13 protein-coding genes are annotated in these 12,233 nt (G+C 70.8%); 7 read left to right on the top strand and 6 right to left on the bottom strand.

Going from position 1 to position 12,233, the window contains the following annotated elements; genetic code table 11:
* Positions 1 to 57 precede the first annotated feature (57 nt).
* The 4 genes from Q0L15_RS04555 (at position 58) to Q0L15_RS04540 (ending at position 4,518) form a co-directional block, all read left to right on the top strand.
* Positions 58 to 1,671, top strand: a complete 1,614-nt coding sequence (locus Q0L15_RS04555; protein WP_296602557.1) for an acyl-CoA carboxylase subunit beta — start codon at positions 58 to 60, stop codon at positions 1,669 to 1,671.
* Between the two features lie 73 nt (positions 1,672 to 1,744).
* Positions 1,745 to 2,029, top strand: a complete 285-nt coding sequence (locus Q0L15_RS04550; protein ID WP_296602556.1) for an acyl-CoA carboxylase subunit epsilon — start codon at positions 1,745 to 1,747, stop codon at positions 2,027 to 2,029.
* A 226-nt stretch (positions 2,030 to 2,255) separates the two neighbouring features.
* Complete coding sequence (locus Q0L15_RS04545) at positions 2,256 to 3,752, top strand: glycosyltransferase (protein ID WP_296602555.1); 1,497 nt, start codon at positions 2,256 to 2,258, stop codon at positions 3,750 to 3,752.
* A 43-nt stretch (positions 3,753 to 3,795) separates the two neighbouring features.
* On the top strand, positions 3,796 to 4,518 hold the full coding sequence (locus Q0L15_RS04540; RefSeq protein ID WP_296602554.1) for a hypothetical protein: 723 nt from the start codon (positions 3,796 to 3,798) through the stop codon (positions 4,516 to 4,518).
* A gap of 6 nt (positions 4,519 to 4,524) precedes the next feature.
* Here Q0L15_RS04540 and Q0L15_RS04535 read toward each other — a convergent pair whose 3' ends face one another.
* From Q0L15_RS04535 to Q0L15_RS04525, 3 genes are all read right to left on the bottom strand, one after another.
* A complete protein-coding gene (locus tag Q0L15_RS04535) occupies positions 4,525 to 5,655 on the bottom strand; it encodes a response regulator (RefSeq protein WP_296602553.1) in 1,131 nt (376 codons plus the stop codon).
* Positions 5,656 to 5,740: 85 nt separating this feature from the next.
* Positions 5,741 to 6,769, bottom strand: a complete 1,029-nt coding sequence (locus Q0L15_RS04530; RefSeq protein ID WP_296602551.1) for a glycoside hydrolase family 6 protein — start codon at positions 6,767 to 6,769, stop codon at positions 5,741 to 5,743.
* 7 nt (positions 6,770 to 6,776) lie between these two features.
* Positions 6,777 to 8,201 (bottom strand): MFS transporter, encoded by a 1,425-nt coding sequence (locus Q0L15_RS04525; RefSeq protein WP_296602549.1) that lies wholly within the window; start codon positions 8,199 to 8,201, stop codon positions 6,777 to 6,779.
* 97 nt (positions 8,202 to 8,298) lie between these two features.
* On the opposite strand from Q0L15_RS04525, the gene Q0L15_RS04520 reads away from it, so the two are divergent.
* Both Q0L15_RS04520 and Q0L15_RS04515 read left to right on the top strand, forming a co-directional pair.
* Positions 8,299 to 8,868, top strand: a complete 570-nt coding sequence (locus Q0L15_RS04520; RefSeq protein WP_296602548.1) for a TetR/AcrR family transcriptional regulator — start codon at positions 8,299 to 8,301, stop codon at positions 8,866 to 8,868.
* The gene (locus Q0L15_RS04515) at positions 8,865 to 9,473 is read left to right on the top strand and encodes a nucleoside triphosphate pyrophosphatase (protein ID WP_296602547.1); all 609 of its coding nucleotides are present in this window, start codon (positions 8,865 to 8,867) and stop codon (positions 9,471 to 9,473) included. The genes Q0L15_RS04520 and Q0L15_RS04515 overlap by 4 nt, the downstream gene beginning before the upstream one ends.
* On the opposite strand, the gene Q0L15_RS04510 is transcribed toward Q0L15_RS04515, so the two are convergent.
* A complete protein-coding gene (locus Q0L15_RS04510; RefSeq protein ID WP_296602545.1) occupies positions 9,406 to 9,999 on the bottom strand; it encodes a GtrA family protein in 594 nt (197 codons plus the stop codon). The two genes, Q0L15_RS04515 and Q0L15_RS04510, sit on opposite strands and share 68 nt — an antisense overlap.
* 65 nt (positions 10,000 to 10,064) lie before the next feature.
* The gene (locus Q0L15_RS04505) at positions 10,065 to 11,261 is read right to left on the bottom strand and encodes an acyl-CoA dehydrogenase family protein (protein ID WP_296602543.1); all 1,197 of its coding nucleotides are present in this window, start codon (positions 11,259 to 11,261) and stop codon (positions 10,065 to 10,067) included.
* A 200-nt stretch (positions 11,262 to 11,461) separates the two neighbouring features.
* Here Q0L15_RS04505 and Q0L15_RS04500 point away from each other — a divergent pair, with 200 nt between their 5' ends.
* Positions 11,462 to 11,677, top strand: coding sequence for a hypothetical protein (locus Q0L15_RS04500; RefSeq protein WP_296602542.1), 216 nt, complete (start codon positions 11,462 to 11,464; stop codon positions 11,675 to 11,677).
* Between the two features lie 27 nt (positions 11,678 to 11,704).
* Here the strand turns inward: Q0L15_RS04500 and Q0L15_RS04495 are convergent.
* The coding region (locus Q0L15_RS04495; protein WP_296602540.1) for a TetR/AcrR family transcriptional regulator at positions 11,705 to 12,233 on the bottom strand (529 nt) is incomplete at its 5' end.

The raw sequence follows: 12,233 nt of genomic DNA, 5'->3' as shown, positions 1-12,233 counted from the left end.
TCACGGGCACTACATTGACCCACGGCCCAACCACCCGCCAACGAGGAGCCCCCAGCAATGGCAGAGCAGATGGCAGAGCCGACCGCCGACCGGCCCGACATCCACACGACGGCCGGCAAGCTCGCCGATCTCGACCGGCGGCTCGACGAGGCCGTGCACGCGGGCTCGGCGAAGGCGGTGGAGAAGCAGCACGCCAAGGGCCGCAAGACCGCCCGCGAGCGGATCGCGATGCTCTTCGACGAGGGCTCGTTCGTCGAGCTCGACGAGCTCGCCCGGCACCGCTCCACCGCGTTCGGCCTGGAGAAGAACCGGCCCTACGGCGACGGCGTCGTGACCGGCTACGGCACGATCGCCGGGCGCCAGGTGTGCGTGTTCTCCCAGGACTTCACGGTGTTCGGCGGCTCGCTGGGCGAGGTCTACGGCGAGAAGATCACCAAGGTGATGGACCTGGCGATCAAGACCGGCTGCCCGATCATCGGCATCAACGAGGGCGCCGGCGCGCGCATCCAGGAGGGCGTCGTCTCGCTCGGTCTGTACGGCGAGATCTTCAAGCGCAACGTGCACGCCTCGGGCGTGATCCCGCAGATCAGCCTGATCATGGGCTCCTGTGCCGGCGGCCACGTCTACTCCCCCGCCGTCACCGACTTCACGATCATGGTCGACGGCACCTCGAACATGTTCATCACCGGCCCCGACGTCATCAAGACCGTCACCGGCGAGGACGTCTCGATGGAGGACCTCGGCGGCGCCCGCACCCACAACTCCAAGTCCGGCAACGCCCACTACATGGGCTCGGACGAGGAGGACGCGATCGAGTACGTCAAGGCGCTGCTGTCCTACCTGCCGCAGAACAACCTCGACGAGGTCCCGTCGTACGACGACGCAGCGATCGAGGAGTTCACCGACCTCGACCGCAGCCTCGACACGATCATCCCCGACTCGCCGAACCAGCCCTACGACATGCACGACGTCATCCGGGCCTCGCTCGACGACGAGGACTTCCTCGAGGTCCAGGAGCTGTTCGCGCCCAACATCATCGTCGGCTTCGGTCGGGTCGAGGGCCAGTCGGTGGGCGTCGTGGCCAACCAGCCGATGCAGTTCGCGGGCACCCTCGACATCGACGCCTCCGAGAAGGCCGCCCGGTTCGTCCGCTTCTGCGACGCCTTCAACATCCCCGTGCTGACGTTCGTCGACGTCCCGGGCTTCCTGCCCGGCACCGACCAGGAGTGGAACGGCATCATCCGCCGCGGCGCCAAGCTGATCTACGCCTACGCCGAGGCCACCGTCCCGCTGATCACCGTGATCACCCGCAAGGCCTACGGCGGCGCCTACGACGTGATGGGCTCCAAGCACCTCGGTGCCGACATCAACGTCGCGTGGCCGACCGCCCAGATCGCGGTGATGGGTGCCCAGGGCGCCGCGAACATCGTCTACCGCAAGGAGCTCGCGGCGATCGAGGCCGAGGGCGGCGACGTCGAGTCGCGCCGCGCCGAGCTGATCGACGAGTACGAGACGACGCTCGCCAACCCCTACATCGCGGCCGAGCGCGGCTACATCGACGCGGTCATCGCCCCCCACGAGACCCGCCTCGAGATCGTCCGCGCCCTGCGCCTCCTGCGCTCCAAGCGGGAGAGCCTGCCCGCCAAGAAGCACGGCAACATCCCGCTGTGAGCGGGGGCAGCGAAGCGCCCCCCGAGCAGCTGGACATGCGCCACCACGGCGAACAGCACGACGAGAGACGACGGTGAGCGAGGAAATGAACGAGACCACCGCAAGCACCGAGCCCACCGCAACCACCCACACCGACGCCGGCCCCGACCCCGTCCAGCAGCCACCCCTGCTCCGCGTGGTGAAGGGTGACGCGACGCCGGAGGAGGTGGCCGCGCTGGTCGCGGTGTTCGCCGCGCTGCGCACCGACGAGCCGCCGACCCGGCGTCCGGCGCCCGCGTGGGCGGCGCACCACCGCAAGGTACGTCGCACGCTTCCCCACGGCCCCGGAGGCTGGCGGGCGAGCGCGCTCCCGCGCTGACCGTCCGTCCCACCCCCTCCGAGGACCCCCGCACCGCCTCCCGGCCAGCCGGGGACGGACTTCACCGAAATCTCCCGTCCGCCTGGTCCAGACCACTACGCTCACGAATTGGGCGAATCTTTGAGGTTTACCGTGGGGCGTCTTGAGGTGGGCTCCCGAGACTGGTGTGACCAGACGACCGGGCGGGCCGCGCAGGCGACCCGCACGCGACGGGAGACGACGAGGCGTGAACACCAACTATCCGGGCGACCCGGGACCCGAGGCCGGGCCGCCGGTCGCTGCGGCGGGGACTCCCCCGCCGTACGTGCGCACCGCCGATCCCGGGCTCGCGGCCTACGAGCCGCAGTTCCTCGACGAGGTCGACGAGCTGCCGACGTACCGCCCCACGGTCGGCTGCATCATCCCGGCCTACAACGAGGCCGAGACGATCGCCGGCGTGCTCGACTCGCTGCTCCAGCAGACCCGCATCCCCGACACGATCCACGTCGTCATCAACAACACCAGCGACGACTCCGTCGAGATCGCCAGCCACTACGCCGGACCGCACACCCGGATGACCGCCACCGGTGAGCAGAGCACGGTCATCTACGTCCACGACATCGGCAAGAACCCCGACAAGAAGGTCGGCGCCCTCAACTACGGCTACTCCCTCGTCGAGACGATGGACTACCTCCTCGGCGTGGACGGCGACACCACCCCCGAGCCGGACGCCGTCGAGCACCTCGTCAACGAGATCGCCAGCGACGACCGCATCGGCGGCATCTCCGCGATCTACTCGATCGACGACAGTGCGCTCGACGGGTGGATGGCGAAGTTCCTGATCGCGGGTCAGCGCGCACAGTTCTCGGCCTTCAACATGCAGAACCTGCTCAAGGGCCGCAACATGGCGGTGCTCGGCGGCCAGTTCTCGATCTTCTCGACCCAGGCGCTGCGCGACGTCATGCGCGACAGCCACCAGCGCACGCCGTGGGTCAACGACAGCGAGGTCGAGGACTCCCTGCTCTCGCTGCAGATCAAGAGCGCCGGCTACCTCACCAAGATCAGCGCACGCGCCCGCGCGCACGTCGGCGGCATGACGACGCTGCGCTCGCTGGACGCCCAGCAGGTGAAGTGGAACTTCGGCGCGATCGACCTGATGTGGCCCGGACAGCGTGGCGACACGAAGGGCCAGCCCTTCCACCCGAACCTGCGGCTGCGCTGGTTCGAGCACATGTCGATGATCATCAACATCACGACTCGCACGATGTTCATCCTGCTGCTCGCGGGCTCGCTGAACATCTCGGCGTTCGTCTTCAGCCCGTGGTGGCTGATCCCGCCGCTCGCCGCGGTGTGGCTGAACTTCCGCGTCGCGCGCTCGATGGCGTTCGCCAACCGGCGCGACTACCTGTTCGCGCTGCTGGTGTTCCCGGCCGAGCTCTACATGGTGATCCGGATGGGCCACTTCATCCGCGCCTGGCTGAAGTTCTTCAGCCGCCAGCAGACCGACAACTGGGCGGCCCAGGCCAAGGCCGAACGCGGCAAGGGCATCGCGTGGACCTACCCGTTCGTCGCCTTCGTGGTGGTCTTCGTCCTGTTCTACGCGATCTGGTCCCAGCTGCTCTCGATCCCGTTGCGCTCGGACATCCTCGCGGTCGCCTGGCCGATCCTCGGCGTCATCACGGTGCTGCAGACCGCGTGGATGATCATCAAGTCCATGAAGCGCTACCGCGGCTTCAAGGCCTGACCCTCCCTCTGCCCGACGCCTTCCCCGACCTCCAGGAGTACCGATGTCCCGCACCCGCTCGCGCCTCTTCCCGGCCGTGGCCAGTCTCGCCACCGTCGCGGCGCTGCTCAGCGGCTGCTCCGCCTTCGACGGGCTCACCAGCTCCAACGACCCCGCGGAGTCCCCCGCGGCCTCCCCGACCGCCGTGGAGACGCCGTACGACTCGCAGTTCACCCGCGACGGCACGTTCCAGTCGCACATCGACGTCAACGGGCTGGACTTCGTCTACACGCTGTACCCGACCAAGTCCACGCCGCGCACCAACGAGTGGTACCCGAAGGGCAACAAGTTCTTCTCGTTCACCTTCCAGGCCTACGACCTCGACCGCTCGCTGCGCGACAAGTTCGCCACCAAGCGCAAGGTCTACCTCGACCACATCACGGTGACCTCGGAGACCAAGACGACCGACGGCGGCGCCGTCCAGCACCCCTACGAGCTCGACGCGGTGGCCAAGAAGGTCACCTTCGACCCCGAGCCCGTGACGACCGAGTACGGGATGATCATCACCTCCCCCAAGGGCGCCTTCGAGCTGCGCAACCAGAAGATCAAGCCCGTCTCGATGGACACCAAGGGCATCGACCTGCTGTTCACGGCGACCGTGTGGATCCAGGAGAGCCCCGGGTCGTCGAAGTTCTACAAGAAGGTCATCCGCCAGAAGGTCCCGATCGCGATCTTCGCGAGCGAGAAGCCCACCGAGGTCCAGTCGATCCCGGTCGACGCGAACTGAGGTCGGTCAGGAGGCCTCGGCGAGGCGGTAGCCGACGCCACGAACGGTCTCGATGTAGCGCGGGGTGCCGGCGTCGTCGCCGATCTTGCGCCGCAGGTTGGCGATGTGCACCTCGACCGAGCGCTTGTCGGCCTCGTTGACGAAGTACGACGTGACGTACTGCTGCCCGCGCATCGTCAGCACGAGGTCGGCCTTGCTGCGGACCCGGCGGCCGGTGCTGAGCAGCGAGGCGAGCAGGTCGAACTCCGTGCGCGTCAGGTCGACCGCGCCACCGTTGACGGTGACCACCCGGGTCTCGTTGTTGAGCGCGAGCCCGTTGAAGCGGATCCAGCCGCCCTGCTGCTGCGGGGCGCCCGGCGCCTCGCCCGCGTGCTGGTGGGGCGCGGGCTGGACGACACCGGGCTGCGGCTGCTGGTAGGCCGGGGCGGCCTGCGGCTGCTGGTAGGCCGGTGGGTACTGCTGAGCCGGCTGCTGGTAGGCCGGGTCGGGGTACTGCTGCGGCGGGTAGCCGGGCTGGGGCACCGGCTGGACGGGCTGCTGCGGTGCGGGCTGCTGGACCGGCGGCTGCGGCGCCTGAGGCTGCGGCGCGGGCTGCTGGACCGGCTGGGTGGCCGGCGGCTGCTCGTGGTGGAGCGGCTGCAGCGGGTGGTTGGCGGCGAGGTCGCGGGCCGCGGCGGCCGCCCAGGACTCCTCGTGCGGGTGCTCCTCGGCGTGCGGGTGCTCCTCACCCTCGGCCCAGCCGGCGGGGACCTCGAAGCGGGTGCGTGGGCGGCGCAGCATGGAGTCGGCCCGGGCCCGCAGCTCGCGGGGGCGGAACGGCTTGACGAGGTAGTCGTCGGCGCCGGCCTCGAAGCCCTGCACCACATCGATCTCGTCGGCGAGCGCCGTGATCATGATCAGGTAGGTGTTGCTGAACTCGCGCAGCCGCTTGGCGACCGCGAAGCCGTCCATGCCGGGCATGTTCACATCGAGCGTCGTGATCAGCGGGTTGTGGAGGCGCACGGCCTCGACGCCGTCGGGACCGTTCTCGGTCACCACGGTGCGGAATCCCGACTGGGTCAGGACGATGTCGATGAGGTCGCGGACATCGGGGTCATCTTCGATGATGACGGCCACCCATTCGCTGCCCGGCTGCATGGGCCGAATGCTAACAACGGACCGCCGCTCCCGAGCGCCAGGGCCGACAGACGCGCGGGGAGCGGTCGAAGATCGGGGCCGCCGCTCACCATCCGGACGAGATCGACATCTCCAGCGCGCGCTCGGGCCAGAACCTGCCGGCGGGCGGACCGCCGCCACACTCCCCGTCGCTCTCGCCGGGTGGCTTGACCCAGACCGAGGCGTCCAGGTGCTCGGCGTCGCCCTGCGGCGCGGGCGCGGGATCGGTGCCGTAGGCACGGCCGGTCGGGTTGCACCACTCGTCGGTCGAGCCGTTCCCGTTGCGCCCGGTGTCGATGATGTAGTGCGCGCCGTCGAGCAGGCCGCTGAGCTGCTCGGCGTACGCACGCTCGTCGTCGTCGGTCTGGTAGTTGGAGACGTTGGTGGCGAAGCCGCGCGACCGCTCCACGCCCGCCTTGCGCAGCAGCGGCGCCAGCCGCTGCGGCTCGATCCAGTGGGAGTGGCCGCCGTCGAGGTACGTCGTCACGCCGGCGTCGGCGAGCCGGGTCACCGCGTCGTCGACCAGCCGCACGCGCTCCTCCCGGCGGTCGCACTCGATCGCCGACGCGAGGGCGTCGGGCTCGACCACCGCGACGATCGGCACCGACGGCGCGGCGGCGTCCACGGCGTCCGCGATCTCCTGCACCCAGGGTCCGTACTGGTCCGCGGTGAGACCGCCACCGGAGAACCCGCCGCTGCAGTCGCGGTCGGGGATGCCGTAGACCACGAACGTCGGCACCTGGTCCGCGTCGTCGGCGCCCTCGACGATGGTGGTGACGAAGGCGGCGACCGAGCCGGCGGGGTACTCCTCGGGGGTCAGCCAGATGCCCTGGGGCGTCGTGGCCAGCCGCGAGAACACCCGCTCGGCCTCCGCGTCCCCCTCGGACTTCGCGCGGGCCGCGGCCTGGGCCGTCCGCGATCCCGGGTCGGCGTAGCCGGCACGGTCGGCGTACGGGTTGGTCGCCGCGGGGTCGCCCTGGGGCCGCTCCCCGGCAGGGGCACCGTCGCTGCCCGAGCAGCCGACGAGGGTCAGCGCGAGCGAGGCCGCAGCCAGCGACAGGGCGAGCAGCCGGGTCGGCGCGAGGCGGCGAGGCACCGCGCCATCATGCCCGAGGAGCACCGCCTCGCTCGCGCCCGGGGGCGAGCCACGCCGCGAGTGTCGCGACCGCCACCGCCGCGGCGCCGGTCAGCAGGGCGGGGCCGATCGCTCCGTCGTAGCCGAGCGGCTCGATCGCTCCCCCGTTGCCGAGGAAGACCGCGGTCAGCACGGCGATCCCGAGCGCCACCCCGAACTCGCGGATCGTCGAGTTCGCGGAGCTCGCCATGGCGAAGTCGTCCTCCGGCAGACCCTCGAGGACCGCGGTCGCCATCGGCGCGAACGTCAGCCCCATCCCCACGCCGGCCATGAGCAGCGCGGGCACGAACGACGGGTAGCCGGCGCCGCTCTCGGTGAGCCCGGCGAACCACACCAGGGAGCCGGCCTGGAGCACCAGTCCGGTCAGCAGGAGGGCGCGGATCCCGGTGCGCGGGGCGAGCAGCCCCGCGACCGGCGCGACCACCATCGGGGCCGCCGTCCACGGCAGCGTCCGCAGTCCGGCCTCGAGCGGGCTGTAGCCCTGCACCACCTGGAGGTACTGCGAGAGCAGGAAGACGGTGCCGAACATCCCGAGGGTGAAGAACAGCGCGATCACGTTGGACACCGAGAACCCGCGCGCCGCGAACAGGCGCAGCGGCAGCACGGCGTACGAGCGGCCCCGCGCCCAGAGCAGGTACGCCGGCACCAGCAGCACCGCTGCCACCAGCGGGCCGAGGACACCGGGCGCCGTCCACCCGTCGTCGTTGCCGTGGACGATCCCCCAGATGCCGGCGAACACCGCGCCGCCGAGCAGCACCGCACCCGGGAGGTCCAGCCGCTGCCACGCGCCCCGTGACTCCCGCACGGCGACGACGAGCAGCGGGGCGGCGACGGCGGCCACGGGCACGTTGAGCCAGAAGATCGCCTGCCAGCTGACCCCTTCGACGACCGCACCGCCGACGACCGGGCCGAGCGCCACCCCGAGGCCGCTGACGCCGCCCCAGATCCCGATCGCGGCCGAGCGCATGGCCGGCGGCACCGCAGCCGCGAGCAGGGTCAAGGAGAGCGGCATGATCGCGGCCGCGCCGAGCCCCTGGACCGCGCGGGCGGCGATCAGGGCCTCCGACGTCGTGCTCGTCGCGGAGGCGATGGAGGCCAGCGTGAAGATCGTCAGCCCGGCGAGCATCACGCGGCGCCGGCCGAGGCGGTCACCGAGCGTCGCCGCCGGCAGCATGAAGGTCGCGAACGTGAGCGTGTAGGCGTTCATGAACCACGACAGCTGGCCCACGCTGGCGCCGAGGTCGGCACGGATGACCGGCAGCGCGCTCGTCATCACGAGGTTGTCGAGGGTGGCCATGAACATCGGGAGCGAGGCGGCCACGATCGCGAGCCAGACCGGCGCGCGGCGTGATCGCGCCGGGGCGGGCGGGGCCGCCACGTCGAGGAGGGTCATCGGATCTCCAAGTTGGTAATTGAATGATTACTAGGCCGCCGACGCTAAGTAATCGACTGATAATCTGTCAAGCATGAATCCCTCGAGAGCTACCCGGATGAGTGCGGACGAGCGGCGCGAGGCGATCCTCGAAGCGGCCACGCGCGCGTTCGCGCGCGGCGGCTACCACGGCACCAGCACGGATGCGGTCGCCAAGGAGGCCGGGGTCTCCCAGCCGTACGTCGTGCGGATGTTCGGCACCAAGCTCGAGCTGTTCCTCGCGGTGTTCGAGCGCGCGGTGGGCGGGATCCGCGACGCCTTCGCTGCGGTCGTCGACGACCCGGGGTTCGACCCCACGACCGAGGACGGCCGGGAGCGGATGGCGATGGCGTACACCGAGCTGCTCCAGGACCACGCCTTCTTGCAGGTGATGATGCACGGGTTCTCCGCCGGCGGGATCGACGAGATCGCGGCCGCCGCGCGCTCGTGCATGGGCGAGGTGTTCGCGACCATCCGGCGCACCGGCTGGACCGACGAGGAGGTCCGCGACTTCATCGCCTACGGGATGCTGCTCAACGTGATGGTCTCGATGCGCGCCCTGGAGCACCTCGAGCCGGACGACCCCCTGGCCCCGCTCACGGCCTGCGCGTTCGGCGCCGACCTCGAGATGCTTCAATCGCCGGCGTGACCCTCGTCCTCGCCTCCGCTTCTCCCGCCCGCCTCGCCACCTTGCGCAGCGCGGGCCTGGACCCGACGGTCGTCGTGTCCGGCGTCGACGAGTCCCAGCTCGACGGCCTGCCGCCGGCCGAGCTCGCCCTCCAGCTCGCGGAGCTCAAGAGCGCCGCGGTCGCCGCCCGCGACGACCTGCCGACCGACGCGCTCGTCCTGGGCTGCGACTCCGTGCTCGAGCTGGACGGCGCAGCGCTGGGCAAGCCGGCCGACCCCGCGGAGGCCGTCGACCGGTGGCGCGCGATGCGCGGGCGGTCGGGCGTCCTGCTCACCGGGCACTGCCTCACCGACACCGCCTCGGGTCAGGTCGCGGCGGCGACCGCCGCGACGACCGTGCACTTCGCCGACGTGAGCGACGAGGAGATCACGGCGTACGTCGCCACCGGGGAGCCGCTGCTCGTCGCCGGAGCGTTCACCGTGGACGGGCTCGGCGGCGCGTTCGTGACCGGCATCGAGGGCGACCACCACAACGTGGTCGGCGTCAGCCTGCCGCTGCTCAGAGAGCTGGTCGCCGAGCTGGGTCACTCCTGGACGGCCCTGTGGGCCGGCTCCGGACGTCCGTGACGACCTCGACCGCGACCGGCTCCTCCTCGACGAGCTCGCTGAGGTCGAAGACCTGCATCGGGTTGTGCATGAGGTCGGGCAGATGCACCGGGTGCCTGAAGACGAGCCTGCGGAACAGGTAGAACCGCGCGACCAGGCCGAGGAAGAGGCCGACCACGTTGGCCGAGACGTTGTCCGACCACGGGTCGTCGAGGCCGAAGACGTTGCGGCTCAGCCACAGGCAGGCGATCGGGATCAGCATCGTGACGAGGTTGATCGCGATGAACGCCGTACGCCCGCCGTCGGCCGAGCGCGGTGGCCGGTGCTTGAACACCCACGTCTTGCTGCCGCGGTAGCTGACCATCATGCCCACGGTGTTGGCGATGACGTAGCCGAGGTAGGGATGCCCGTCGAGCAGCGCCTTGTGCTCGGTGTTGAACCCGTGCACGAGGAAGTTGAAGATCACGAACGCGACGATCGTCGCGATGCCGCCCACCGCGAGGAACCGGTAGGCCTCGGTGAAGACGCGGTGCCACCGACTCCCCATGCCCATCAGGCTATCGGGTCGATCTGCCCGAACGGGAAAGGCCGGCACCCGCGCGCCGGACGCGGTTACTCGACCGGCAGGCCGAGCCCGCGCGCGATCAGCATCCGCTGCACCTCGCTGGTGCCCTCGCCGATCTCGAGCACCTTGGCGTCGCGGTAGAACCGGGCGACCGGGTACTCCTCCATGAATCCGTAGCCGCCGAACACCTGGGTCGCGATCCGGGTGGCGGTCACGGCCGACTCGGTGGCGTAGAGCTTGGCGACGGCTGCCGCCTGCTTGAAGTCCTTCATCGAGGCGCCGCCGCCGTCGCGCTGGCTGTCCTTCATCGCGGCGGCGCGGTAGGTCAGCAGGCGGCTGGCGTGCAGCATCACCTCGAGGTCGGCGATCTGGAAGGCCACGCCCTGCTTGCGGCCGATGGGGCCGCCGAAGGTCTGACGGTCGCCGGCGTACTCGAGGCTGAGGTCCAGGCAGGCCTGGATGCAGCCGACGGCGAGGGCGGCGATCGCGACCCGGCCGTCGTCGAGGGTGGCGAGGAACTGGGCGTAGCCACGACCGCGGTCGCCGAGCAGGTTCGCCTCGGGGACGCGCACGTCCTCGAGAGCCAGCGGGTGGGTGTCCGAGGCGTGCCAGCCGAGCTTGTCGTAGGCCTTCTCGGCGGTGAACCCGGGGGTGCCGCTCGGGACGATGATCGCGCTGATCTCGGGCGAGCCGTTCTCGCGGGTGCCGGTGCGAGCGGTCACGGTGACCACACTGGTGATCTCGGAGCCGGAGTTGGTGATGAACTGCTTGGCGCCGTTGACCACCCACTCACCGTTCTCGAGGACCGCACGGGTCTTGGTGGCGCCCGCGTCGGAGCCGGCGCCGGGCTCGGTCAGGCCGAAGCCGGCGAGCCGCTCCCCTGCCACCAGGTCGGGCAGCCACGTCCGGCGCTGCTCGTCGGTGCCGTAGGTGAGGATCGGGTTGATACCGAGGCCGACCGCCGCCTCGAGGGTGATGCCGAGCGACTGGTCGACCCGGCCGATCTCCTCGATCGCGACGCACAGGCTGGTGAAGTCGCCGTGCTCGCCCGCGCCGCCGTACTCCTCCGGGGAGGTGAGCCCGAAGAGCCCGAGCGCGCCCATCTTGCGCACCACGTCGACCGGGAAGTGGTGGTCGCGGTCCCACTTCGCGGCGTGCGGCCCGATCTCGGCCTCCGCGAACTCGCGGACGCTGCGGCGGAACTCCTCGTGCTCGCGGGACAGCTCGTAGGTCGACTCGCTCATGGCGGCCACCCTAACCGTTCGGTTAGCGATTGTTAACCACTCCTCGGCGTGTGCGTGCCGACGCGGACGACCTCACCGGAGCCGCGGCCGAGATCGGCTCCGGCCCTCGCGTGGACCTCGGGCGGTCCGATGGCTCGACCGCCTGAGACGCATGGTCGACACCACCTGCGGTCACTGTCGGCCCAGACCGAGGAGGACGCATGAGCGCAGAGCAGAGCCCGACCGAGGACCCGGACCGCTCCGGCCAGGTGTCGGAGGTCTCGGGGATGGGCGAGAGCCCCGACCCGATCTCCCCCGAGGACGCCACCGGGGGCTACCCGCCGAGCGAGAGCGGCGAGCCCGAGGAGGGCACGGCCGGGCCGCTCGCGCCCCCTCGCCACAACCCTCCCGAGGAGAGCAACGAGTCCTCGCGCTGACAGCCCGGCCGAGCGCAGGGCCCCTTTCTAGGGCAGCACCAGGCCCGTGTGCAGCAGGTCGGCGGTGAGGTCGAGCAGCCTCTCCTCGGAGATCCCCCGCGGAGGGTCGAGCGCGATCCGCAGGCAGGTGCTGAGCGTGACGCCCAGCGCGAGGTAGATGCGCGCGTCGGCCTCGGCCGGTTCGAGGTGCGGGGCGTGGACCGCGACGAACAGCCGGGTGAACTGCGCGAGCTGCTGCTCGACCTCCGGCAGCACGTTGCTCTGGGCACCCAACGGGACCTCGTTGACCAGGGCCGAGGTGAGCGCGCGGTGGCGCTGCAGCGCGGCGACGAGGGTCGCGAGCACCTGGCGGATCGCGTCGCGGGTGGGCAGGCCGACCGCCGAGGACATGGCCGCGGTGAGCTCGCCGAGGATGTCCTGGGTGCTGCGCACGCGGAGCTCCCGCACGAGGTCGTCCTTGTCGCCGAAGTAGCGGTAGAGCGAGCCGACGCTCACCCCGGCCGTGGCCGCGACCCGGTTGGTGCTGAGCCCGGCGTACCCCCGCTCGGCGAGCACC

The sequence above is a fragment of the Nocardioides sp. genome (genome assembly GCF_024509035.1).
Lineage (GTDB): Bacteria > Actinomycetota > Actinomycetes > Propionibacteriales > Nocardioidaceae > Nocardioides.
This window is presented reverse-complemented; position numbering and strand designations above follow the sequence as displayed.